We start from the raw sequence: 23,261 nt of genomic DNA on the forward strand, positions 1-23,261 counted from the left end.
GACGCTTCGGGGGTGAAGTTCTACGCCGACCGCGTACCCGTCGCCCTCCGCCAGCTTCTCACCGACATCGCCGTCGTCCTCTGGGTCTACCTGTGGATCCGGGTGGCGTTGTGGATCCACGACACGGTGGAGCAGCTCGCCGTTCCCGGGCAGAAACTGGAGAGCGCCGGCAGCGGCATCGCCGCCAACCTGGCCGAGGCCAGCGGCAAGGTGGGGCGGGTTCCGCTCGTCGGTGACGAGCTGACCAAACCGTTCACCGGGGCCGCCGACGCCGCCCGGTCGATCGCCGAGGCCGGTCACGACCAGCAGGAGTTCGTGGCTCAGCTGGCGCTTATCCTGCCGGCGATCGCGTTGTCCGTACCGCTGGCTCTGGTGCTCTTCCTGTGGTTGCCGTTGCGGGTGCGCTGGATCCGCCGGGCCGGGGTCGCGGCGGCCGTCCGCGACAACCCGGCCGGGCAGGATCTGCTGGCGTTGCGGGCACTGGCCTCGCAGCCCCTGACCGACCTGGCGAAACTGGGGCCGGACATCGCTCAGAGCTGGCGCTCCGGCGATCCGGCCGCGGTCACCGCCCTGGCCGATCTGGAACTGCGCAGACTGGGGCTACGACACCGCCGCCGCTGAGTCATCGTCGTCATCGTCGTCGCCCCACTCACGGTGGGCGAACGGCAGGACGGCCCAGAAGGTGAGGAACCAGCCGCCGGTCAGCACGGTCAGCGGGATCGCCCACTTCCAGTCCAGCAGATAGTCGGTGATCATCAGGACACTGGTGGTCATCGCGATCAGCATGAAGGCCAGACCGCCGGTGGCCATCTTGTGGGCGTACCGCACCAGTTCGGGTTTGCGGCCCTGCCGGAACAGCGCGCGGTGGAACGCCACCGGCGAGATGATCATCGCGGTGGCGAACGCCGCGCTGATCAGCGCCACCACGTAGGTGTCCTTCTGGAAATCGGTGGTGTTCGGGAAGCCGCTGCTGAACGGCAGGGTCAACAGGAACGCGAAGAGGATCTGCACGCCGGTCTGCGCGACGCGCAGCTCCTGAAGGAGATCCGCGAAGTTGCGGTCCCAGCGTTGCTTCTCGGTCTCACGGGGGGAGTGGGTATCGACCGCCATGCCGCGCCGAATTCCCCGAACCACCCCATGGTCAAACGCCGATCCGTGCCAGCACCACTTCGGCCAGCTCACGGGGGGCCTGTTCGGGCACCCAATGGCTGACTCCGCGCATCACCACCAGCTGGTAGTCGGCGTCCACCCAGTCCCGGGTGCGCAACACCGCGGTCCGGCCGATCACCGGGTCCTTGTCACTCCACACGAACGTGGTCGGCACGTTCACCACGCCCAGGTTGGCGACGTCGTCACCGTTGAACGCCCGGTACCAGTTCAGGCCGCCGGTGAGCCGGCCCGGTTCGCGCATCGCCGCGATGTACTGCTCGGCGCGCATCCCGATCGGCCGCAGCATCGCCTTCAGCATCATCCCGTGCCGGGCCAGCAGCAGCCGTTCGGCCACCGGCGAACGGAACACGCTGAAGTAGGCGAGCCGGGCACTCTGACTGGTCCGGAGCCGCAACGCCAGCGCCAGCGCTCTCGGGTGCGGCACCGAGATCGCGGTCAGGGTCCGCACCCGCTCCGGGTGGCGGGCGGCGAGCTGCCAGCCGACCTGCGCGCCCCAGTCGTGGCCGACCACGTGCGCCTTCTCCACCCCGAGCGCGTCGAGGACGGCCACCGCGTCGGCGGTCACCGAGCCCATCGTGTACGCGGCCGGTTCAGCAGGCCGTGCGCCGGGCGAACAGCCACGCTGGTCCAGCGCGTACGTCCGGAGCCCGGCCGCGTGCAACCGGGGCACCATCAGGTCGAACTCCCGGGAATCCTGCGGAAATCCGTGCAGCAGGAGCACCGGATCCCCGTCCTGTGGACCGCCCTCGTGGACGTCGAATGTCAGTCCGCGAGCTTTGACCTCGATCACGTGATCCCCTCCTGTACCCACCCGTTACCAGGTGTTACGGTCACCGCAGCAAATGTAATCCGACAGGGGAGCGCACAGCGCTGAGAGTGCGGGTAAATCCGCAGACCCTCGCACCTGATCTGGGTAATGCCAGCGCAGGAAGTTCGGTCTTCTCCAGCCGCGTCGTGTCCCGGGCACCGTCGCCCGGGGGCCACGGCGTGCGTCTCCTCCCGGTACCCGCTGGGAGGCGTTTCATGACAACCAACCCGAACCGGTGGCGAACGATAGACATCGTCGTCGCCTCCGTCATCGCTGTGGCGTTCGGCGTGATCTTCTGGGCCTGGAACACGGTCTGGTCGGTCACCGAGGGCGCCTTCGCCTTCTTCCCCCCGGCGCAGACACTGCTCTACGGAGTGTGGCTGATCCCGGCCGTCCTCGGTGGGCTGATCGTCCGCAAACCAGGCGCCGCCCTCTACACCGAGCTGGTGGCGGCCATCGTGTCGGCGCTGCTCGGCAACGCGTGGGGTGCCACCGTCATCCCGCAGGGCCTGGTCCAGGGCCTGGGCGCCGAGCTGGCGTTCGCGGTCCTGTTCTACCGCACCTTCAACCTGCCGGCGGCTCTGCTGGCTGGTGCGCTGACCGGGGCGAGTGCGGCTCTCTTCGACTTCTTCGCCTGGAATTCGGAGACCGCGCTGTGGTCGTACCGGGTGCCGTACGCGCTGCTCACCGTGGTCAGCGGCACCATCCTGGCCGGGCTCGGCGCCTGGGCGCTGGTCCGGGCGCTGACCCCGACCGGGGTGCTGGACAGGTTCGGCGCTGGCCGGGAACGGGCAACCATCTAAGAGATGAGTGACGTTCGGCTTCGCGGTTTCGGGTGGCGGCACGCCGGACGCCGCGCCTGGGCTCTCCGCGGGCTGGACCTCGATGTCCGGCACGGCGAGCGGGTGCTCCTGCTGGGTCCTTCCGGGGCCGGCAAGAGCACCCTGCTCAGTGCTCTCGCCGGGCTGCTGCCGGCGGACTCCGGTGAGTCCGAGGGCACGATCGAGATCGGCGGCCCCGATTCGCGGGCCGGCATCGTCTTCCAGGATCCGCAGACCCAGATCGTGATGGCCCGCAGCGGCGACGACGTGGCGTTCGGCCTGGAGAACCAGGGGATTCCCGCCGCCGACATCTGGCCGCGGGTGTCCGATGTGCTGGATCGAGCCGGATTCCCGTACCCGATCAATCGCCCGACCGCCGCGCTCTCCGGCGGCGAGGCGCAGCGCCTGGCCCTCGCCGGCGTCCTCGTTCTTCGCCCCGGCCTGCTGCTGCTCGACGAACCGACGGCCAATCTGGACCCGTCCGGCGCCGCGCTGATCCGGGCGGCGATCACCCGCGCCACCGGCCCCGACACCACGCTGATCATCGTGGAACACCGGGTCGCCGAGGTGCTGCCGCTGGTCGACCGGGTGGTGGTCCTGGAGCCGGGCGGCGGCGTGCGAGCCGACGGATCACCCGAGGTGATCTTCGCCGCCTACGGCGACAAACTAGCCGGCGAGGGCGTCTGGGTGCCGGGTTTCACCTTTCCCCTTCTAAAATCAACATCTCCTACGACCGACGTTCTGGTACGTGCGGAGCAGGCGACCGTGGCCGGCCGTCTGGCGCCCGTCTCGATCCACGCCGGTGCCGGTGAGATCCTGGCCGTGACAGGCCCCAACGGTGCCGGCAAATCCACCCTGGCCCTGCTGCTCGGCGGCCTGCTCGCCCCCAGCACCGGCCGGATCACCGCGTTCGGCGACAACCGGCCACCGCATCGCTGGCGGGCCGCCACCCTGGCCACCCGGATCGGTTCGGTCTTCCAGAACCCGGAACACCAGTTCGTCACCGGCCGGGTCGCCGACGAACTGGCCCTCGGCCCCCGGCGGATCGGCCACTCCCCCGCCGAGGTCACCCGGATCGTCGACGAGCTGCTGCAGCGGTTGCGCCTGGACAACCTGGCCGAAGCCAACCCGTACACCCTGTCCGGAGGTGAGGCCCGCCGGCTGAGTGTCGCCACCGCGCTGGCCACCGCCCCGCAGTTGCTGGTCCTCGACGAACCCACGTTCGGCCAGGACCGCCGCACCTGGCGCGAGCTGGCCGATCTGCTGGCCGCGCTGCGCGACGACGGCCACGGCATCGTCGCGGTCACCCACGACGAGGCGTTCGTCCGCACCCTGGCCGACCGCATCGTCCCCCTCGGCGAACCGGCACCGGACCCACTCCCCCGAAGGTCGCGGCCGTGACTCTTTCGTTCGCGCCGATCGCTGATCCCACCGCGCCGCTCGCCCGTCGCAACCCGGTCGCCAAGGCCGGCGCCGCCCTCCTCTTCACCCTGCCGCTGATCTCCACAGTCGACCCGTTCACCCCGGCCGCCGCCCTGGTCGTCGAAGTACTGGTCCTGCCGTTCTTCGGAGTCCGCCCCGGCCTGCTCCTGCGCCGGGCCATGCCGCTGCTGCTCAGCGCCGCCGGCATCCTCGTCACGATGATCCTGTTCGCCGCCGACCGGACCGGCTCGCTGTTGTTGGCTCTGGGCCCGATCACGGTGACCACCGGGGTGCTGTCCACCGCGTTCGCCCTGATCCTGCGCATCTTCGCGATAGCCCTGCCCGGCATCGTGGTCTTCGCCACCACCGACCCCACCGACCTGGCCGACGCCCTGGTCCAGAACGCCAAGGCCCCCGCCCGTTTCGCGATCGGCGCCCTGGCCGCGTTCCGCCTGATCCCCCTGCTGGGCCAGGAGTGGCGAACCCTGACCTTGGCCCGCCGAGCCAGAGGCGTAGACGCCGGCCACAACCCACTGGCCAGACTGCGCCTGTTCGCCTCGACGGCGTTCGCCCTGCTGGTCGGAGCGCTACGCCGAGGCGTCCGTTTGGCGGTGGCGATGGACGCCCGCGGCTTCGACTCGGGCGTGCCCCGCACTTACGCCCGCCGCCAGCGTTTCACCACCCCGGACACGTTCCTGCTGGCATCAGCTTTCCTGACCGCGCTGGCAATCATCGCCGCCGCGGTCTTCCTGGGCTTCTTCAACCCGATCGTCGGCTGATCCAGGCGCCGTCCGGCCCGGCCTGATCGATCCAGTTCCGTGGCACGCCGATGTCGAAGTACTCGCCGCGAAGAAGGGCCAGTTTCGCCGTACGATCACGGATCACCGCGTCGAAGGCTGACACCGCTTCCTGGACGAAGAACCGCTCGGATGTGTCACGGACGGTGCCTTCGACGATCTCGACCTGCCAGCGGGTGGCCCCGGTGAGCCGGAGGTGAACACAACCGCCGGGAGAGATCCCCTCACAGCCGAGTTCCTGAAGCTCCTCGGCGAACCGTTGCGCTCGTGGATCGCCGGCGCGGCGCCGGTTCTGCTCCGCTTCGCCGCGGCTCTGCCCAAGCGCGAGGCGGGTGATCTCCGCACGCCGGCGTGTCCATACGACCCAGGTACTGGTGCCCAATGCGCTGAGTTGCCGGGCGAGTCCACGATCGTCGTACCACTGGTAAGTCCGGGCGCGGAACCTCAACTCCAACCGGTTCTCGCCGGTGACAGTGGCCTGGATGGCGCCGTCCGATGAGGTGCCGGTGACGCTCATGGTTCGCAACCGTTCGCCGAGATCAGTCTCCTGATGCCACACGGCCGCCTCGTTTCCGCAGCTTGATCATCAATTCCCATCGACGTCACTGAACCTATCCGACCCTGCCGTGGTACACCTCAGTTGTGATGAGTCCTCGTGTCGCCGTCCTGGCGGTTCTCACCGCGTCAGTGTTCGCGGCGCCGATGCCAGCCTTCGCTCGGGCCGTGGAAGCCGCGCCGAGCCTCGTGGCCGGCGGGAAAGGGGCCACCTTCGCCGGTGACGGTGGATCGGCTGCCGAAGCGGGGCTGAACCGGCCACTGGGTGCGGCGGTCGCCGCCGACGGCACGGTCTACATCGCGGACACCCGCAATCACCGGGTGCGTGCCGTGGGCGTGGACGGCGTCATCCGTACCGTCGCGGGCAACGACGGACAGACCGCCTCGACCGGACCGGTCCCGGCCGGCGCCAAAGGCACCGACGTCTCCCTCGGGTTGCCCAATACGCTGGCGGTCGGAGCGGACGGCACGCTCTTCATCGCGGACAGCCTGGCCTCACGGGTGTACGCGCTGGCAGCCGACGGAACCATCGAGGCCCGGGTGACCGCCGAGTCGCTCGGCAGCCCCATCGTCACGATCAACTCCCTGGCGGTGACCCCGTCCGGAACCCTTTATCTCGCCGATCGGGAGAACGGTCGTATCGTCGAGGTGCGGCCGGGAGACGATGCCCGTCCACTGTCGACGCCGGCGTCCCTGCCCATCGGGCTGGCCGCCGACGCCGCCGGTGACGTCTGGATCACCAGCGCGACGTCCCAGTTGAGCCGTCTCCACGACGGCAAGCTGGCGACGATCGTCGAATCCGCGGGCAGCGGATGGGCAGCCGATGAGAACCGGCCGACCTCCGCACCTTTCAACGCCACCGCGGTGAGCGCGGGCAAGGACGGCGTCTACTTCGTCGACAACCGGCAACGAACCGTCCGGCGGCTCGGCACGGACGGCACCGTGACCACGGCGGTGGCCCTGACCACTGACCCCTTCGGCGCGCGGGATCCGGTGGGCCTCGCTACGAGCGTGAGCGCCGCCGGGCCGCTCTACCTGATCGACACGGTGGGCAGCCGGGTCTTCTCGATGCCGGCCCTGCTCCCGGAGGGGAATGACACCGGCGGCACGGAACGGGTGCCGGCCTTGCTGTGGATCGCGGGCGCCGCGGGCGTCGTACTTGTCATGACGTTGTCTGTGATGGCCCGCCGCAGGCGGGTGTGAACCGCGATCGTATGAGGGGAGTCCGGCGCATGGCTGCGGAAGTGACCGGTGGTGACCTGTTCCATCTCTGGCGGGTGTCCGAAGTGCTCCTGCCGCGGGTCGCGGACGTGTTCTACGACGCGAACCGGCTTCTCGGTGGATCGGCGGGCGATGGTGGCTCGTTCCGGGTCAGCGGACCGGCATATCCCGGGTCCAGCATCATGACCAGCGCGATCGGCACCGCTTGGGAGGATCTTCGCGCCGAGATGCAAGCGATGATGGAGCAGGTCGGCACCACCGTGCTGGACGCGGGACAGGGTGTCCGCAACGCGACGCAGGCCTACCTGGACGTGGACACGGCGAACGCGAACCTGCTGCGGGACCACCTCGCGGATCCCCGCAACCTCGATCCCTCGGACGTCCCGTCCAATCCGCCGCTGCCCGGTTCGGCCGAGGACCACGGCGAGCCCTACCCGGCTTCCTGAACCACATCCGGACCGACGAGAAGGAGGCGTGGTGACGGACACGAACCTGACGACGCCGGCGGAGCTGGCCGGGCAGGCCTATGCGACGGCCGTCCGGGAGAAGGCTCACAAGCTCAAGCAGGAACTGATCCGGCAGACCCTCGAGGACTCCACGTCCTGGACGAAGGCGATCAACGACAAGTGGGCCAACGACCATCCGGGTGAGTGGGATGCCATCCCGATCTCGACAGCGGAAGCCGACATGTACCGGGAGCGGGTACGAACCCAGGACTATGAATGGGTGGTTCCGTCGTTCGAGCGGTTCCTCGATCCCGACCCGGACGCTCTCAACCCGGTCATCGAGTCGCTGGCCAGAATCGAGGGAATGCTGGAAGGCCGGGCGAGCACGAACGGCGCCTGGGTCGGGGCATCGCCGGCACTCGGGCGGATCAACGACGTGCGGGTCGAGATGGCGTTCTGGGAGGGCGCTTTCAAGGACAACTTCATCGACCACCTCGTCACGCCGCTGGAGACCGTGGTACCGAATCAGCGGGAGTTGATCAGGTACTCCCGGAACGCCGTCGAGGGAGCGAAGGTCGTCCACATCCGCTTCCGGAAGTCTGTTCTGGCCATGCTCGACAACGCCATCAGGGCCACCCAGCAACTCAGCAACAGCGCGTGCACCGGCGCCGATGCGATGAAGTGGGGAAGCATCGCCCTCTGCGTGATCGGTACCGCGGGTGGGGCGCTGGCCGCTGGCGGCGCCGCTCTCGCCGCAGCCGTGGTCGTCGACATCGTCGGCACCATCGGGGGTGGCCTGGTGCCGCAGGATCAGGAACAGACGAAGCTCGACCTGGCCGCAGACACGGCCACCGAGGTAGCGGCCAAGATCATGAGCGCGCAGAGCGTCCTCGGCAACGACACCTACCTGGCGGAGGAGGACATCGTGACGTCCCTCCGAGATCTGCACCGCGGCCTCACCGCCGAGCGCACAAGGACACTGACGTCGAACAGGTCAGGCCCTTTCGGCGTCGCCACCCCAGCGTTGGCCGACGCAACGGCGAGCCAGATCACGAGCGGCTCGTTTCGCCCTCGGCGCTGACCGATGGAACGTCACCGTGACCCGGCGAACGGGTCGGAGTCGTCGCGGTCGTCGCGTGTATCGATGATCTGCTGGCGCAGCCGGGCGATCTCCTCGTCGGCGACGTAGTACCGGCCGCGGGCCTGGCCCCGGGGGCGCAGCAGACCCACGTTGACAAGCTCTTTGAGGTCTCGGGAGCCGGTCTGTTCACTGATCGGCTCGTCTCCTTGTTGCTCGACCGCTGCTCGGTAGGTGCTGTTGCGGACGCGAAGACCGGAGGCTGCGTCGAACAGCGCGACAAGGACGCGCTCGGGAAGACGGTGCCGCTGACAGACGAACTCCAGTTCGTTCCACAGCCTCTCGGTCTCCTTGACACGCCGGAGCATGGTACGAGCCTGCCGAAGGTGCGCGGTCAGTGTGAAACGGAGCCATGGGCGTGCGTCATTGTGCGGATTCCACGCACCGGCGCCGACCTCGCCCAACACTCGGTAGTAGTCGGCGGTGTTGCGCCCGAGGTATTCCTCGATGCTCATGAACAGCGGGGTGAGCACGCCGCCACGGGCAAGGATGAGGCTCTGCAGACATCGGGCCATGCGCCCGTTACCGTCCCGGAAGGGATGGATCATGACCAGATTGAGATGTCCCATGCTCCCTTGGACAAGGCTCGGAAGATCACCGTGGTCGGCGCTGTCGAGCGCGTCGACGAGCTCGCTCATGAGCAGGGACACGTCAGCGACGTCGGGACCCGTGTAGACGATCCGGCCGGTGTCGTCGTTGCGGACGAAGATGTCGCCTTGGCGCCATTGACCGGGCCGGTTCTGCAGGTGATAGCTGGTCATCATGAAGTGCAGGCTCTTGAGCAGCTGGGTGCTGTAGGTGAACTCCGCGTCCTGAGCGAGCTGAAGGACGTAGGTCATGGCGTCCCGGTAGCCGCGCAGTGCGAGGCGGGTCTCTTCGCCCGCGTCGAGGGGATCTTCACCGAGCGCTACGGCAGCGGCGTCGTCCAGCTCCGCGTCGAAGCCCTCGATGCTGTTGGAACCTTGGATGGCGCGAGCGAACGACAATCGGCGGAGGGATCCCGACCAGCGCCGGGGCTCATGCAGCTGCCACCGCATGCGCTCTTTGAGAGCGTCGATGTCGGCGAGGACTTTGAACTCGGCGTCATGAAGCTCGGGTGTGGTGAACAGCACGGCGCACACTCCCCGCCACCGGCGATATTGATGGAATCAAGAAGGCCTAATGATTGGATAATACCATCATACCTACGGGATGATTCTCTTAACCCTTCATCCCCGCAGCGCAGCCACCCGGCACGAAGCGGGCTCTGATCGTTCGTCGGCCGGTCACGAGATCGACAGCGGGTGTTGTCCTGATCGGACGAGGGTGACGGTCATGGGTCACGGCCACGATCATCACCATGACGAGCCCGGTGTCACGGGTGCCGATGTTCCGGAGGCGCTGGATCTCAGCGTCCCGGAAACCGAACTCTCGGCCGGCGACAAGTCCCGCCGCCGCTTCCTGCTCGGTGCCGGGCTGCTCGGGGCGGGCGCCGCCTCGTCGGTGCTGGCCCGTCCGGGTGCCGCCGAGGCCGCCGGGTTGCCGCACACCCACGGTTCGACCGGCGGCGGCACTGCCCGAGGTGGTTTCACCTGGCTCGCCGGTGATCATCACATTCACACGCAGTACAGCTCGGACGCCCAGTACCGGGTGCTCGATCAGGCGCAGAAGGGGCAGGCGTACGGCCTGGATTGGCTGGTCATCACCGACCACGGCAGTGCCACCCACGCCAAGATCGGGGTGGACAAGGTCAACCCGGACATCGTGAAGACGCGTGCCGAGCTGAAGGGCCTGCTGACCTTCCAGGGGCTGGAGTGGAACATTCCGGCCGCCGAGCACGCCACCGTCTTCGTACACCCCGGCAAGAACGAGGTCGAGGTTCTCAAGCAGTTCGAGAACGCGTACGACGGCTCGCTCCTGCCGGCGACGAACACCGCCGCCCAGAACGAGGCTCTCGCGATCGCCGGCATCAAGTTCCTCGGTGAGCAGGTGAAGAAGCGGAAGATCGACGGGGCGCTGTTCTTCGCGAACCACCCGGCCCGCCGGGGCATCGACTCGCCGCACGAGATCCGTAACTGGCGGGACGCCGATCCGACCGTGGCCGTGGGTTTCGAGGGTGCGCCCGGTCATCAGGCCGCCGGCATTCCGGCCCCGAACGGCCGTGGTGGCGCGCGTGGCTACTACGACAACAGCCCGTCGGCCGCATCGTTCGCCGGTTACCCGCTGGAGTCGTACCGGACCTGGGGTGGTTTCGACTGGATGACCGCCACGGTCGGCGGGCTCTGGGACAGTCTGCTCGCCGAGGGCAAAGCCTGGTGGATCACCGTCAACTCGGACAGTCACGTCAACTACCTGGATCAGACCGAGCGTGGGCCGGGCAGTGACTTCGCCGTCAACGGCAAATACAACGATCCCGTCTACAACGGCTCGATCAACACGCAGGCCGGTGACTTCTGGCCGGGCTACTACGGGCGGACCAATGTCGGCGCGTCGTCGTTCTCGTACCGGGCGGTGATGGACGGCCTCCGTGCCGGGCGGGTCTGGGTGGATCACGGCCGGTTGATCAGAAACCTCGATGCGCGGGTACGGGTGACCGGAGATCGCCGGTCCGCCACCGGCACCCCGCTCGGTGGTGTGCTCCAGGTCAAACGCGGCACCGCCACCGAACTGGTGCTCGACATCGATCTGCAGGACATCCCGAACTGGGCCGGTTTCGTCCCGGTACTCAAGCGCGTCGACGTGATCGTCGGCACGGTCACCGGCCCGGTCTCCGACAACGACGTGTTCACCACCCCGAGCACCCGGGTGGTCAAGTCGTTCGAGATCACCAAGACCAACGGCAAGATCAGCTTCTCGTACGATCTGGGCCGCCTCGACAAGCCCTTCTACCTGCGGGTCCGGGGCACCGACGGGAACCGCACCCAGCCCGGCCTGATGGGAGCCTCGGTCGACCCGTACGGTCCCCAGCTCGATGTCGCAGGCTCTGCCGACCCGTGGGGTGACCTGTGGTTCTACACCAACCCCATCTGGGTTCTGCCTCGATGACGACACGGATCGTCGGCGTCAGCCTCGGGCACGCCACCCTCGCCGAGGCCGATCACTGGATCCGGGAGCTGACGCCGGCCCCGGTGCTGGCCTGCACCCACCTGGTGAGCACGCCGTTCCCCCATGTCGCGATCAGCCTGCTCACCGCGCTGCCCGCACCGACCGCACCGGAACTGGCGGCCGCCGCCACCGAGGCCGAAAGTGGACGGTTCGGGCGGGCCGTCCGGTTCCCGGGTGTGCAACGGCTCACCGGATCACTGACGGTCAGTGAGATCCTGCAGCGCAGTGCGATCAGCCGGGTCGAGGTGCTGGGCGGTGGCCTCCCCGATCCGGCTACCGTCGTCGACACCGGCGACTTCGTCCGGCCGCAGTTCCGCGACGGTGAGCTGGTGCTGGTCACCACCCCGGCCGCCGGTGACCGGCTGATCCCGTTCGAGACCCGCAACCCGACCCCCTGCTGCGTCAGCCATTGACCCCCGTACCGCCATCGCTCGCTCTGCGGGATGGACCGCCTGCGGTGCGTGGCGGGACGGGCCCGGTCGCCTAGGGTTTGGCACATGTCTCGTCACCCCCTGCCCCAGCTCCTGGCGGAGGCGCGCAGTGGCGTGCTGGTCTTCAGCATCACGCCGCCGAAGCGCAGCACGGCCGAGGAACGGATCAAGGAGATCGCCGAGGTCACGCTGGAACGCCTGACCGCGCTCGACCTCGACGGCCTGATTCTGTACGACATCGACGACGAATCCGACCGCAGACCCGACCGCCCGTTCCCGTACCTGCCGACGCTCGACCCGGGCCGCTACTACGCCGAGCACCTGACCGGATGGCGGAAGCCGACGATCATCTACCGGTGTGTCGGGAAGTACTCGGAGGACGAACTCGCCGAGTGGATGACCAGCGCCGACGACCGGGTGATGTCGGTGTTCGTCGGCGCGTCGTCCGGCAGCAAACAGGTCCACACCGGGCTGCGCCGGGCCCAGGAACTGCGCGCCGAGGTCCGGCCCGACCTGCCGCTGGGCGCCGTGGTGATCCCCGAACGCGCCGGCGAACACCAGCGCATGCTTGCCAAACAGGACCGCGGCGCGTCGTTCTTCGTGACCCAGGTCGTCTATCACGTCAACGAGATGAAGAACCTGCTCAGCGACTATTTCTACGAGTGCCGCACCCGGGACGCCGCGCCTCGGCCGGTGATCTTCACGTTGTCGCTGTGCGGTTCGCTGAAAACCCTCGAATTCGTCAGCTGGCTCGGCGTCGACGTGCCCCGCTGGCTGGAGAACTCGATCCGGCACTCGGAGGACCCGCTCGCCGAGTCGTACCGGCAGTGCCTGGCGATCGCCCGCGACCTGATCGACTTCTGCGAGCACCTGGGCCTGCCGTACGGCTTCAACATCGAGAGCGTCTCGATCCGCAAGGCCGAGATCGAGGCCAGCACCGACCTGGCAGCCGAAGTCGCCGGGATGCTCCGTTACCGCCGCTGATCGATCTCGGCCATCTCGGCGTCAGTGAGCCGCAGGGCCCCGGCGGCGACGTTCTCCTCCAGGTGAGCGACGTCGCCGGTGCCCGGAATCACCAGCACGTGCTCGCCCTGCTGCAGCGTCCACGCCAGCCGCACCTGCTGAACGGTGGCGTCGTGCCGCGCGGCGATCTGCTCTTCCGGCCCGCCCTCGGTCCCCGCGGCGCCGCCCTCCCGCTTCGGGCCGGCGATGGTGAAGAACGGCACGAAGGCGATCCCCCGCACACCGCATTCACGCAGCACCTCGTCATGACGCCGAAGGTCCACGGCAAAGGCGTTCTGTACGCACACCACCGGCGCGATCCCTTTCACCTCGTCAAGGTGCTCGATCCGCACATTGGACAGTCCGAGATGCCGGATCAGGCCTTCGCTCTGCAGATCCGCGAGCGCTCCGAACCGCTCGGTTATCGAATCCTCCGGCCGGTTGATCCGCAGATTGACCAGGTCGAGAGTCTCCACTCCCAGTCGCCGAAGGTTCTCCTCCACCTGCCGCCGCAGGTCAGCCGCGGTAACGGCTTCACCCCAACTCCCGTCCGCCCGCGGATCAGGCCCGACTTTGGTGGCGACAACCATTCCTTGCGGGTACGGGTGAAGCGCCTCCCGAATCAGTTCAGTCGCATACCGAACCGGCCCGTCCTCCCCCTGCAGAATCCCGCCCGGCGAAAAATAGAACGCCGCCGTGTCAATGTGATCGATCCCCAACTCAACTGCACGGCGCAGTACCTGAACAGCTCGTTCCCGCTCGTTTCGAACAGTGATCCGCATGGAACCGAAACCCATCCGGTTGACCACACGATCCCCGAGCTGCCAGGTACCCGCCGCTTCCACCCCGTAGTTCGACATCCGGCAAAGCTACGCAGTGCACCTCAAACCCACACTCGGCCACCCGCCCGATACCGAAACCCCACAAAACTTGCTAGTTTTCCATCATCGATCAGGGCACTGTCCCCGGCTCCGCAACCCAGCGAACCGGCTGCCCGGTGACCTCAGCAACGTTTCGAAGTCACGGTCGTAGTGCAGAATCGTCATCCGGTTGAGCTCGGCCGTCGCAGCCAGCAGAAGATCGACGAAGTGCTCTCGGATCGTCGCTTTGAGCTTCTCCAGGTGTTCCTCCGACCGGGAGCTGAAGTAGATCTCCAGTTCGGTCAGTTGGCAGACCGAGACCACGCCCTCCGTAAGCCACGGCTGCCAGGCTTTCCGCAGCTCAGGCAGACGGAAAGTCGCACACACGCACTGGTGTCGACCAGGTACTCCACGCTCACCGGCGGTAGTTCCGCTTGTCCAGGAAATCGTCGAAATCTCCTGCCGCACCCATCTCGCCGAGCCGCTCCAGCGCCTCGAGCCGCCAGCGCTTGGCGACCACCTCCCGGAGCGCGGCATTGACGGTCTCCTCGACCGCGGTGGTGCCGAGGATCTCGGCGGCTTTCATCAAAGCCTGCCCGTCGATGTTCAATGACTCGTTAGCCACAGCGACTCCCATGAACTCACGAGGGTAGTCTTCTAGTCTTGCATAAACTGGTCTCGAATCACCTTGCCCAGTAAAGAGTAGTCCCATGTATTGATCGACTCAAGCGGGAACGCCCTGGGAGGATGGGGGCATGCTTGTTGCTTTCTCCGTTACGCCCATCGGGGTCGGGGACTCCGTGGGAGACGCCGTCGCTGAGGCCGTCCGGGTCGTTCGGGCCTCCGGGCTGCCGAATCGGACCGACTCCATGTTCACCACGATCGAAGGCGAGTGGGACGAGGTGATGGCCGTGGTCAAACAGGCCGTCGACGCCGTCGCCGAAGTCTCACCGCGGGTCAGCCTGTCGCTCAAGGCGGACATCCGGGCCGGGGTCACCGGCGCGCTCACCGCCAAGGTCGAGTTCATCGAGCGGAAGCTGGCCGAGTGAGACGCCTCGTCATGTGGGACATCGACTACACGCTGCTCCGTGGCGGCGGGGTCGCGGCCCGCGCCTGGAAGGCGGCGTTCACCGAAGTGACCGGGGTGGCCTGGCGGGACACGCCGATCTTCGGCGGGCGGACCGACACGGACATCTGCACCGAGGTCTTCGCCGCGCACGGGGTGACCGACTGCACCCACGAGCGGTTCTTCGCCCGCTATGTGGAGGTGGTGCAGGAGATCCGGCACGAGTTCGCCACGCAGGGCGCGCTGATGCCGGGTGTCCGCGAGGTGCTGGCCCGGCTGGCCGGTGACCCGGGCGTGGTGCAGACCCTGGTCACCGGCAACGTTCCGGAGGTGGCCGCGTTCAAGGTGGCGGCGTTCGGGCTGTCCGGCTCGTTCGACGCCGAGGTGGGTGGTTACGGCACGGACGATCATGTGCGGGCCACCCTGGTCCGGCGGTGCCGGGAGCGGGCCGAGGCGAAGTACGGCGAACCGTTCCACCCGGTGGTGATCGGCGACACCGTGCACGACGTGACGGCGGCCCTGGCGAACGGCGCGGTCGCGATCGCGGTGGCGACCGGCGCCACCCCGGCGGCGGACCTGGCCGCCGCGGGCGCCCACGTGGTCCTGCCCGACCTGTCCGACCTGGAGGCGTCAGTCCAGGCCCTGACCACCATCAGGGCCTGAACCGCGGATCACGCCAAAGCCGCGCCGCACGGAAAGCCGCGCCGCACGGAAAGCCGCGCCGCACGGAAGGCCAGGCCGCGCAGAAAGCCAGGCCGGGGAACGCGACAGAACCTAGGGAAGCCGCAGCTCCGGCGGGAACCCGGTGAACCGCAGCTCGGGCGGCAGGTGCGCCAGGTCGTTGAAGACGATGACCCGGGTCCGGCCGCCCGGGAAGTACCGGATCACCGTCAGGCCGGTGTTCGCCGGGATCAGGTCGCGCCACCGCTCGGCGGGTGTCTCCAGCGCCGCCCGGGCGAACCACGCCACCTGGAAGGCGTGCGTGACCACCAACTCGTGCCGCTCCTCGGCGGCGGGACCGGTGAACCGCGCGATCATCGCGGCCGACGCGGCGGGGTCATCGGTGGGAACCCGGTCGTCCAGTTCCTCCGCCACCCGCACGGGAACCCCGGGCAGGTGGGCCGCGACGAGCGCCGCGGTCCGGACTGCCCGGGGCAGGGGACTGTGACTGACGGCCGCGAACGGCACCGCGGCCAGCCGCTCACCGAGCAGGCCGGCCTGGCGTTCGCCGGCGGCGGTCAGCCCGCTCTGATCCGGCAGGGCTTCGGCGTGCCGGACGATCCAGAGATGCCGAACTCCACTCACACCTGACCTCCACTCACCCCTGGACTCCGGTCATGTGGGGCTGACCGGGTTCGGCAGGGCACCCCCGAAACGCCGGTCGCGCTGGGCGTAGAGCTCACACGCATACCACAGGTGGCGGCGGTCGAAATCGGGCCAGAGGGTGTCCAGGTAGACCATCTCGGCGTACGCCGACTGCCACAGCAGGAAGTTGGACGTCCGCTGCTCGCCGGAGGGCCGCAGGAACATGTCCACCTCGGGGATCTCCGGGTGGTAGAGGTACTTCGCGATCGTCTTCTCGTTGACCTTGTCGGCCTTGAGCTTGCCGGCCGCCACGTCCCGGGCGATGGCCGCGGCCGCGTCGGCGATCTCCGCCTGGCCGCCGTAGTTGACACAGAACTGCAGGGTGAGCGTCTTGTTGCCGCGGCTCATCTCCTCAGCGGTCTGCAGCTCGGAGATGACGCTCTTCCACAGCCGGCCGGCCCGCCCGGACCAGACGACCCGCACTCCGAGGTCGACGAGCTGGTCCCGGCGGCGGCGGATGACGTCCCGGTTGAAGCCCATCAGGAAACGCACCTCCTCCGGCGAGCGCTTCCAGTTCTCGGTGGAGAACGCGTAGGCCGACAGGTAGGGGATGCCCAGCTCGATGGCCCCCTCGATCGTGTCGAAGAGCGAGAACTCGCCCTGCTCGTGCCCCTTGGTCCGGGACAGGCCGCGCTCCTTGGCCCACCGGCCGTTGCCGTCCATGACGACGGCGATGTGCTTCGGCAGCGCGGCGGCCGGCAACTTGGGCGGCCGGGCACCGGAGACGTGCGGAACGGGCGGACGCGGGCTCACGAGTTCAACTCCCGTCGATCGACTAGCGGAAGCGAGCGTAATGCCCGTTCCATGTGCCATTGCAGGTGGGCGGCGACCAGGCCGCTGCACTCGCGGCGCACCGAGGGCGCCGAGGAGTCCGCGACGGCCCAGTCACCGGAGGTGAGGGCGGACATCAGGCCGAGGGTGTCCGGGCTGGGATGCGCGGCGCCGGGTGGGCGGCAGTCGGGGCAGACCGAGCCCCCTGCCGGCACGGAGAACGCACCGTGCCGCCCCGGGGTGCCACAGACGGCGCACTCGGTGATCGCCGGGGCCCAGCCCGCGAAGGCCATGGCCCGCAGCAGGTACGCGTCGAGCACCAGCGTGCCGGAGTGCTCTCCCGCCGCGAGCGCCTTGACCGCCCCGAGCGTGAGCTGGAAGAGCCGCAGTGCGGGTTCCCGCTCGACCGGGGTGAGCCGCTCGGCGGTCTCGCAGATCGCACTGGCCGCCGTGTATCGCGGGTAGTCGGTGAGGAGGTTCTTGCCGTACAACGAGACCGCCTCGACCTGGCTGACCGAATGCAGGGAGCTGCCCACGCCCTCGGGAGAACCGGCCAGCTGGAGGTCGATGTGCCCGAAGGGCTCGAGCCGGGCCCCGAAGCGGGAGCCGGTGCGGCGCACCCCGCGGGCGACCGCGCGCAGCCGCCCGTGCCGGCGGGTCAGCAGGGTGACGATCCGGTCGCTCTCGCCGAGTTTCTGCGCGCGCAGAACCACCGCGTCGTCGCGGTAGAGCTGGCGGCGGTATCCGGCGGGCACGACGCCATTCTGCCCGGTACCTACGACAAACTTTCCGGCGGTGCCTACACCGAACCTCGGGCGGCGCCCACGGCCGACCCCCGCCGGCGCCTGATGCGAACTTCCGGCGGCGCTCACGGCGAACTTGCGCTGGTGCCCACGGCGAACCCCCGCCGGGGCCTACGGCGAACCCTGACCCGGATCTCAGGGTCGTCTCCGGGGCCGGTCCGGTGTTGCCGGGGGAAGCCCCGCAATAGCGTCAGGTCATGACCCGAAGAGTTGCCCTGATCCTCGCCGCCGCCTCCGTGGGCGCCCTGGCCGGCTGCGACGGCGTGGTGGGTGCCCGGATGACCTTCGACGACACCGAGAAGAACAAGATCACCGCGATCGTGCTGGCCGGTGGCCACGGCGACATCATGGTCGCCACCGAGACCGGCGCGACCGAGACGAAGATCCGCCGGATCGTCCAGGGCGGCACCGGAGTCGACACCTCCTACCAGGTGGCCGGCGGGGTGCTGACGCTCGACACCGACTGCGGACGCGATTGCGGCATCAGTTACGAGATCACCGCCCCGCCCGGGGTGGCCGTGCGCGGCGAGCTGACCTCCGGCGACGTGACACTGAGCGCGGTCGGCCCGGTCGACCTGCAACTGACCTCGGGCGACGTGATGGTGGAGCGCGCCACCGGCCCGGTCAAGCTGCGGGCCACCTCGGGCGACGTGCAGGTGATCGGCGGCACCGGGGTCGACCTGGAGTCCCGGTCCGGCAACCTCGACGTGCTGGAGAGCACCGGCCCGGTGACCGCCCGGCTCACCTCCGGCGACATCTCCCTCAGCCTGATCGAGCCGTCGTCGGTGACCGCGTCGACGACCAGCGGCGAGATCAACCTGATGGTCCCACCCGGCGACTACAAGGTCTCCGCCACCACCGGCAACGGCGAGGCCCGGGTCGAGGAGATCAAGAGCAACCCGAAGGCCACCAACGTCCTGGACCTGCGCACCCGCGACGGCGACATCGCGGTCGTCGCGGGTTAGACGATCACGGGCCCGCGATCACCTGGCCCGAGCCTCCGATCCCGAGTCGGCCGCCACGGGGGCGGCCGACAAGGAGACCGAAGCGGGCGACAGCGAGGCGGCTCCGGCCGGGGCCGGGGAGACCGGCATCGCGATCCGGCGGCCGGGCACCAGCACCGGGCGCCGGCCGGCGGCCATGTCCTCGATCCAGCCGAAAAGCGCGGTCATCGCCCCGACCAGCACGAACACCACCGTGAGCCGCCAGGTCACGCCCACCCAGCCGGTGAGCGGCAGCGCGTGCCGTTCGGCGAACTGGGTCACCGCCACCACCACCGGCACGTGCCACAGGTAGATCGTGAGGGCACGCGCGTTCAGCACGGTCAGCAGCCGGTTCTCGCTCACCCGCGGCGGCCGGACCCAGCCGAGCACGATCAGGATGAAAGCCGCCGACCAGAGGGCGTTGCCGAGTGGGATGTCGTTCAGGTCGTACCCCCGCAGGCTGGGGTGGGTGACCGTCCAGAGGACGGCGGGGACGGCCAGCGCCGCCGCGATGCCGAGCAACCGGCGCCGCCCGAGCCCGGCCAGGTGCCCGTCGTGGTGGGCGAAACCGAGCAGCCAGGCCCCGCCGTACAGAGCCAGGCCCTGCAGGACCGCCGGGACGGTGAACCCGGCCAGGGTGACGACCGTCAGCGCCAGATAGGGCGTCAGGATCGTCGCGAGCGGGAACCGTCGGTAGAGCGGCAGCACGATCGGCGAGAGCAGCACCATCCAGAGGAAGTCACGCAGGTACCACGCGTGGCTGAGGCCCTGGATCCACCAGCCGGTCGCCTCCGGGGTGTCGATCGGGAAACCCCACAGCAGAATCCGCCCGCTCCACGACGAGGTGCCGGTGACCAGCATCGTGGTGACCCCGATCAGGGCGATCATCCACAGTGACGGCAGCAGGCGGCGGAGCCGTCGCTCCACCGCCCACACTCCGAACCGGTCCAGCGAAGCCGCCATCAAGGACCCGCCCAGGGCGAACATCACCGACATCGCCGGGAAGACGATCGTGAGCGCCGTCCAGCCGGTGACGTGGTACGTCACCACCCGGACGGTCGCGACGGCACGAAGCAGGTCCAGGTACCGGTTTCGCATGGCCCAAGGTGTTACCCGCGTGACACCAACCTGTGCAAACTATGGTGAAGAACACCATAGTCGGGGAATGTCCACGTTTCGATTTAAAAACCTAGTTTTCTGAGCTGCTTGGGATCCCGCTGCCACTCCTTGGCGACCCGAACGTGCAGGTCAAGGTAGATCCGTCGGCCGAGCAGCTTTTCGATCTCGGTGCGAGCCTTCGATCCGACGTCCTTGAGCCGAGCGCCCCGGGTACCGATCACGATCGACTTCTGGCTGTCCCGTTCCACGTACAGATCCGCATAGATCTTGGTGGTCTTGCCTTCGACGAGCATCTCTTCGACGATCACCGCGATCGAGTGCGGCAGTTCGTCCCGCACGCCCTCCAGCGCCGCCTCCCGGATCAGCTCGCCGATCAGCACCTGCTCCGGCTCGTCGGTCAGCACGTCGTCCGGGTAGAGCTGCGGCGACTCCGGCAGGTGGCGGATCAGCACGTCGGTCAGGTTCTCCACCTGATGCCCGGAGACCGCACTCACCGGAATGATCTCGGCGAAGTCGTACAGTTCGGACACCGCTAGCAGCCGCTTCGTCAGCGTGGCCGGGTCGACCAGGTCCACCTTGGTGACCACCGCGACGACCTTGGCCTTGAGCTCGCCGACCTCCGCGGAGATGAAGCGGTCACCGCGCCCGATCGGCTCGTCGGCGGGGAAACAGACGCCGATCACGTCGACCTCGCTCCACACCTCGCGGACCAGGTCGTTGAGCCGCTCGCCGAGCAGCGTGCGGGGCCGGTGCAGACCGGGCGTGTCGACCAGCACGAGCTGCGAGTCCGGCCGGTGCAGGATGCCCCGGATGACGTGCCGGGTGGTCTGCGGCTTGTTCGAGGTGATCGCGATCTTCTGGCCGACGATGGCGTTGGTCAGCGTCGACTTGCCGGCGTTCGGCCGCCCGACGAAACAGGCGAAACCGGCGCGGTAGATCTCGTCTTTCGGTTCGACGGGCCGCGCGGCCTTGTGCCGGTGCTTCTTGCGTTCAAACCCGGTGCTGGTACGGGGCTCGCCCGTGGCGGTGACTCCGACCGGCGCGTCCTCGGCAGAGGAGACGCCCGTGACAGCGGCTTTCGCGGGGGCTTTCGGCCGGCCGGCACCGAACCGGGACGCACCTCGCTTGGCGAAGACCGGCTTGGCGTCACCGGTCATGGAAACGTTGATCTTGGCAGGCCCAGTCTTGCCGGCACCAGCCTTGCCAGCACCGGTCCGGTCGGAACCAGCCCGGCCGGAACCGGTCCTGTCGGACCCGGTCCTGTCGGAACCAGTCCGGTCCAAACCGGTCCGGTCCGAGCCAGCCCGGTCCAAACCGGTCCGGTCCGAGCCAGCCCGGTCCAAACCGGTCCGGTCCGAGCCAGCCCGGTCCGCGCCGGTCCGGTCGGCGCCGGTCCTGGTGAAGCCGGTCTTGCCGGCACCGGTCCGGGAACCGCCGCGGGACGAATCGCCCGAGGTGGCACCAGTACCGGCAGCGGCGCCCCGGCCACGACTGCCAGTGGAGGTCGCTCCCGACGTACCAGCCGATCGGGAAGTGGAACCACCAGCGGACCCGCCGCGCTTCCGCCCACCCTGATCCGCGGCGGCCTGCTCGGCTTCCTTCCGGGCCGCACGCCTCTCCTGACGCCGCTGCTCGTTACGCTCGCCGGCGGTGAGACGCCGGTCAGCGGCAGTGAGACGCCGGTCCTGCGATTCGCCGGCCATCAGGCACCGACCGTTCCGGTGACCGCACCGCTGGGGCCGGCCAGATGGACCGGAGCGCCGGCCGCCAGATCACGCACCGCGGCGAGACCTGCCTCTTCCAGGGTCACGGACTCGGTGACGACCGCGGCCGCCTCCAGTTTCGTCGCCCCGGCGGAGACGGCCTGCGCCACCGCCCCCTGGAGCGCGCTCAGGGTCAGGTGCGGCAACGTCACCGACGCGGCCGCGTAGGTGCGCCCGTCCTGATCCCGGACCGCCGCCCCCTCGGCCGCGCCCACCCGGGTGCGGGAGTGCCGCGCGAGGGTCACCAGTTTGGTGTCCTCGGCGCTCAGTTCAACAGCAACGGTCTGGTCAGGCATCGGCAGGTTGTCTTTCCTCGTTCTCGGCGGTGTTCTCGTCTTGTTGTTCGGCCGGTTCCGGACGCACCCGGCGCACCAGCACCGAATCGATCCGGTTACGCCGGCCGGTGGTGCCCTCGGCCGTCAGGTGCAGGCCCTCCACCTCGGCGAAGGCCCCCGGGATCGGCACCCGGCCCAGAGTCTGGGCGAGCAGGCCACCGACGGTCTCGACCTCGTCGGCGGGCAGTTCGACACCGAACACGCTACCCAAGTCCTCGATCGGCAGCCGTGCGGTCACCCGCACCGCCCCGTCCTCCAGGTGCTCGATCGGCGGGCGCTCGACATCGTACTCGTCGGTGATCTCGCCGACGATCTCCTCGAGGATGTCCTCGATGGTGACCAGGCCGGCAGTGCCACCGTACTCGTCCACGACGATCACCAGGTGATTGCGGGCCGCCTGCATCTCCGACAGCAGATCGTCGACCGGTTTCGACTCCGGCACGAAGTTCGCCGGGCGCATCGCCTCGTCGACCGGCTGCGAGATGGCGTTCGGGTCCCCGTTCTGGGTGCGCCGGATCACGTCCTTGAGGTAGAGCACCCCGAGCACGTCGTCGACACTCTCGCCGATCACCGGGATCCGCGAGAAACCCGACCGCAAGAAGAGAAAAAGCGCCTGTTGCAGGGTCTTCGGAGCTTCGATCCACACCATTTCGGTACGGGGGACCATCACTTCGCGGGCGATCGTGTCACCCAGCCCGAACACCGAGTGGATCATCTCGCGCTCGCCGTGCTCCACCACGCCACGCTGCTCGGCCAGATCGACCAGCTCCCGCAACTCCACCTGGCTGCCGAACGGCCCCTCCGGGAACCCCTTCCCCGGAGTCACCGCGTTACCGATCAGGATCAGCAGCTTGGCCAGCGGGTTCAGCACCTTGCCCAGCCAGCGCACCAGCGGGGCGGTCGCCCGGCCCACCGCGTACGCGTGCTGCCGGCCCAGCGTGCGCGGGGCGACGCCCACCACCACGAAACTGACGAGCGTCATCGCACCGGCCGACACCAGAGCGGCCTGCCAGCCGACCCCCCAGGTGTCCACCGCGACGAGCGCCACCAGCGTCGTCGCGGTCAGCTCACAGAGCAGCCGGAGCAGTAGGAGCAGATTGACGTAACGGACGACGTCGGAGGCCACGGCGGCGAGCGCGCCGGCGCCCCGCCGCCCTTCCCGGTCCAGCTCGCTGGCCCGGGCGTAGGAGACGGTCGCCAGCGCGGCGTCCGTCATCGAGGCGAGGCCGGCGAGGAGCACCAGCACGACCGCGATAGTGATCAGTTGCAGATCCGGTAGGCCGGCCGAGGCGGGGTCCATG

At 68.8% G+C, this 23,261-nt stretch carries 27 protein-coding genes and 1 riboswitch; of the genes, 13 read left to right on the forward strand and 14 right to left on the reverse strand.

The window, feature by feature from the left end:
• Window positions 1-12: 12 nt before the first annotated feature.
• Complete coding sequence (locus tag BLU81_RS26920) at window positions 13-621, forward strand: hypothetical protein (RefSeq protein WP_092547277.1); 609 nt, start codon at window positions 13-15, stop codon at window positions 619-621.
• On the opposite strand, the gene BLU81_RS26925 is transcribed toward BLU81_RS26920, so the two are convergent.
• Window positions 601-1,110: a DUF6328 family protein gene (locus tag BLU81_RS26925; RefSeq protein ID WP_092547279.1), complete on the reverse strand. Its 510-nt coding sequence runs from the start codon at window positions 1,108-1,110 to the stop codon at window positions 601-603. The genes BLU81_RS26920 and BLU81_RS26925 overlap by 21 nt on opposite strands.
• Window positions 1,111-1,141: 31 nt before the next feature.
• Window positions 1,142-1,957: an alpha/beta fold hydrolase gene (locus BLU81_RS26930; protein WP_092557686.1), complete on the reverse strand. Its 816-nt coding sequence runs from the start codon at window positions 1,955-1,957 to the stop codon at window positions 1,142-1,144.
• 57 nt (window positions 1,958-2,014) lie between these two features.
• A riboswitch (TPP riboswitch) is annotated at window positions 2,015-2,119 on the forward strand.
• A gap of 74 nt (window positions 2,120-2,193) precedes the next feature.
• On the opposite strand from BLU81_RS26930, the gene BLU81_RS26935 reads away from it, so the two are divergent.
• Genes BLU81_RS26935 through BLU81_RS26945 form a run of 3 tightly spaced genes read left to right on the forward strand, consistent with a single transcriptional unit; the run spans window position 2,194 to window position 5,000 of the window.
• Complete coding sequence (locus BLU81_RS26935; protein WP_092547281.1) at window positions 2,194-2,781, forward strand: ECF transporter S component; 588 nt, start codon at window positions 2,194-2,196, stop codon at window positions 2,779-2,781.
• Window positions 2,782-2,784: 3 nt separating this feature from the next.
• Window positions 2,785-4,200 (forward strand): ABC transporter ATP-binding protein, encoded by a 1,416-nt coding sequence (locus BLU81_RS26940; RefSeq protein ID WP_092547283.1) that lies wholly within the window; start codon window positions 2,785-2,787, stop codon window positions 4,198-4,200.
• Window positions 4,197-5,000 carry an energy-coupling factor transporter transmembrane component T family protein gene (locus tag BLU81_RS26945; RefSeq protein WP_092547285.1) on the forward strand — a complete coding sequence of 268 codons (804 nt, stop codon included), beginning with the start codon at window positions 4,197-4,199 and terminating at the stop codon, window positions 4,998-5,000. Before BLU81_RS26940 ends, BLU81_RS26945 begins: the two co-directional genes overlap by 4 nt.
• Here BLU81_RS26945 and BLU81_RS26950 read toward each other — a convergent pair.
• On the reverse strand, window positions 4,981-5,577 hold the full coding sequence (locus BLU81_RS26950) for a YbaB/EbfC family nucleoid-associated protein (RefSeq protein WP_092547287.1): 597 nt from the start codon (window positions 5,575-5,577) through the stop codon (window positions 4,981-4,983). The two genes, BLU81_RS26945 and BLU81_RS26950, sit on opposite strands and share 20 nt — an antisense overlap.
• Before the next feature lie 86 nt (window positions 5,578-5,663).
• Between BLU81_RS26950 and BLU81_RS26955 the strand changes: the two genes are divergently transcribed.
• The 3 genes from BLU81_RS26955 to BLU81_RS26965 are packed head-to-tail and all read left to right on the forward strand — an operon-like array spanning window position 5,664 to window position 8,321.
• Window positions 5,664-6,776: an NHL domain-containing protein gene (locus tag BLU81_RS26955; protein ID WP_092547289.1), complete on the forward strand. Its 1,113-nt coding sequence runs from the start codon at window positions 5,664-5,666 to the stop codon at window positions 6,774-6,776.
• 29 nt (window positions 6,777-6,805) lie between these two features.
• Entirely contained in the window at window positions 6,806-7,240 is a 435-nt protein-coding gene (locus BLU81_RS26960; RefSeq protein ID WP_092547291.1) for a hypothetical protein, read from the forward strand.
• 31 nt (window positions 7,241-7,271) lie between these two features.
• Window positions 7,272-8,321 (forward strand): hypothetical protein, encoded by a 1,050-nt coding sequence (locus BLU81_RS26965; protein ID WP_157751804.1) that lies wholly within the window; start codon window positions 7,272-7,274, stop codon window positions 8,319-8,321.
• 11 nt (window positions 8,322-8,332) lie between these two features.
• Here the strand turns inward: BLU81_RS26965 and BLU81_RS26970 are convergent, their stop codons facing one another.
• Window positions 8,333-9,490 (reverse strand): Fic family protein, encoded by a 1,158-nt coding sequence (locus BLU81_RS26970; protein WP_157751805.1) that lies wholly within the window; start codon window positions 9,488-9,490, stop codon window positions 8,333-8,335.
• Window positions 9,491-9,692: 202 nt separating this feature from the next.
• On the opposite strand from BLU81_RS26970, the gene BLU81_RS26975 reads away from it, so the two are divergent.
• The 3 genes from BLU81_RS26975 (at window position 9,693) to BLU81_RS26985 (ending at window position 12,877) form a co-directional block, all read left to right on the forward strand.
• Window positions 9,693-11,402: a PHP domain-containing protein gene (locus tag BLU81_RS26975; RefSeq protein WP_092547297.1), complete on the forward strand. Its 1,710-nt coding sequence runs from the start codon at window positions 9,693-9,695 to the stop codon at window positions 11,400-11,402.
• Window positions 11,399-11,875 carry a hypothetical protein gene (locus tag BLU81_RS26980; RefSeq protein WP_092547299.1) on the forward strand — a complete coding sequence of 159 codons (477 nt, stop codon included), beginning with the start codon at window positions 11,399-11,401 and terminating at the stop codon, window positions 11,873-11,875. Before BLU81_RS26975 ends, BLU81_RS26980 begins: the two co-directional genes overlap by 4 nt.
• 84 nt (window positions 11,876-11,959) lie before the next feature.
• A complete protein-coding gene (locus tag BLU81_RS26985; RefSeq protein ID WP_092547301.1) occupies window positions 11,960-12,877 on the forward strand; it encodes a 5,10-methylenetetrahydrofolate reductase in 918 nt (305 codons plus the stop codon).
• On the opposite strand, the gene BLU81_RS26990 is transcribed toward BLU81_RS26985, so the two are convergent.
• The 3 genes from BLU81_RS26990 to BLU81_RS27000 form a co-directional block, all read right to left on the reverse strand.
• A complete protein-coding gene (locus BLU81_RS26990) occupies window positions 12,865-13,755 on the reverse strand; it encodes an aldo/keto reductase (protein WP_092547303.1) in 891 nt (296 codons plus the stop codon). The two genes, BLU81_RS26985 and BLU81_RS26990, sit on opposite strands and share 13 nt — an antisense overlap.
• Before the next feature lie 84 nt (window positions 13,756-13,839).
• Window positions 13,840-14,079: a PIN domain-containing protein gene (locus tag BLU81_RS26995; RefSeq protein ID WP_197685993.1), complete on the reverse strand. Its 240-nt coding sequence runs from the start codon at window positions 14,077-14,079 to the stop codon at window positions 13,840-13,842.
• Between the two features lie 91 nt (window positions 14,080-14,170).
• Window positions 14,171-14,380 (reverse strand): type II toxin-antitoxin system VapB family antitoxin, encoded by a 210-nt coding sequence (locus tag BLU81_RS27000; protein ID WP_172890627.1) that lies wholly within the window; start codon window positions 14,378-14,380, stop codon window positions 14,171-14,173.
• A gap of 130 nt (window positions 14,381-14,510) precedes the next feature.
• Between BLU81_RS27000 and BLU81_RS27005 the strand changes: the two genes are divergently transcribed.
• A complete protein-coding gene (locus BLU81_RS27005) occupies window positions 14,511-14,804 on the forward strand; it encodes an MTH1187 family thiamine-binding protein (RefSeq protein WP_092547307.1) in 294 nt (97 codons plus the stop codon).
• A complete protein-coding gene (locus BLU81_RS27010) occupies window positions 14,801-15,484 on the forward strand; it encodes an HAD family hydrolase (protein ID WP_231953530.1) in 684 nt (227 codons plus the stop codon). The genes BLU81_RS27005 and BLU81_RS27010 overlap by 4 nt, the downstream gene beginning before the upstream one ends.
• A 111-nt stretch (window positions 15,485-15,595) precedes the next feature.
• Here BLU81_RS27010 and BLU81_RS27015 read toward each other — a convergent pair whose 3' ends face one another.
• From BLU81_RS27015 to recO, 3 genes are read right to left on the reverse strand one after another with little or no spacing between them, the layout of a single operon-like run.
• Window positions 15,596-16,126 (reverse strand): histidine phosphatase family protein, encoded by a 531-nt coding sequence (locus tag BLU81_RS27015; protein WP_092547310.1) that lies wholly within the window; start codon window positions 16,124-16,126, stop codon window positions 15,596-15,598.
• Between the two features lie 30 nt (window positions 16,127-16,156).
• Window positions 16,157-16,939, reverse strand: a complete 783-nt coding sequence (locus tag BLU81_RS27020; protein ID WP_092547312.1) for an isoprenyl transferase — start codon at window positions 16,937-16,939, stop codon at window positions 16,157-16,159.
• Window positions 16,936-17,712, reverse strand: a complete 777-nt coding sequence (gene recO / locus BLU81_RS27025; RefSeq protein ID WP_092547314.1) for a DNA repair protein RecO — start codon at window positions 17,710-17,712, stop codon at window positions 16,936-16,938. The genes BLU81_RS27020 and recO overlap by 4 nt, the downstream gene beginning before the upstream one ends.
• 245 nt (window positions 17,713-17,957) lie before the next feature.
• Here recO and BLU81_RS27030 point away from each other — a divergent pair, with 245 nt between their 5' ends.
• Window positions 17,958-18,725 (forward strand): DUF4097 family beta strand repeat-containing protein, encoded by a 768-nt coding sequence (locus BLU81_RS27030; protein WP_092547317.1) that lies wholly within the window; start codon window positions 17,958-17,960, stop codon window positions 18,723-18,725.
• A gap of 18 nt (window positions 18,726-18,743) precedes the next feature.
• On the opposite strand, the gene BLU81_RS27035 is transcribed toward BLU81_RS27030, so the two are convergent.
• The 4 genes from BLU81_RS27035 to BLU81_RS27050 all read right to left on the reverse strand — a co-directional run bounded on the left by BLU81_RS27035 (window position 18,744) and on the right by BLU81_RS27050 (window position 23,260).
• Entirely contained in the window at window positions 18,744-19,841 is a 1,098-nt protein-coding gene (locus BLU81_RS27035; RefSeq protein WP_092547319.1) for an acyltransferase family protein, read from the reverse strand.
• 83 nt (window positions 19,842-19,924) lie between these two features.
• Complete coding sequence (gene era / locus BLU81_RS27040) at window positions 19,925-21,019, reverse strand: GTPase Era (RefSeq protein WP_307833829.1); 1,095 nt, start codon at window positions 21,017-21,019, stop codon at window positions 19,925-19,927.
• 545 nt (window positions 21,020-21,564) lie between these two features.
• Window positions 21,565-21,921: a cytidine/deoxycytidylate deaminase family protein gene (locus BLU81_RS27045; protein WP_092547321.1), complete on the reverse strand. Its 357-nt coding sequence runs from the start codon at window positions 21,919-21,921 to the stop codon at window positions 21,565-21,567.
• Window positions 21,914-23,260 carry a hemolysin family protein gene (locus BLU81_RS27050; protein WP_092547323.1) on the reverse strand — a complete coding sequence of 449 codons (1,347 nt, stop codon included), beginning with the start codon at window positions 23,258-23,260 and terminating at the stop codon, window positions 21,914-21,916. Before BLU81_RS27050 ends, BLU81_RS27045 begins: the two co-directional genes overlap by 8 nt.
• Between the last annotated feature and the right edge of the window lies 1 nt (window position 23,261).

The sequence above is a fragment of the Actinoplanes derwentensis genome, assembly GCF_900104725.1.
In the GTDB taxonomy this organism is placed as follows: domain Bacteria; phylum Actinomycetota; class Actinomycetes; order Mycobacteriales; family Micromonosporaceae; genus Actinoplanes; species Actinoplanes derwentensis.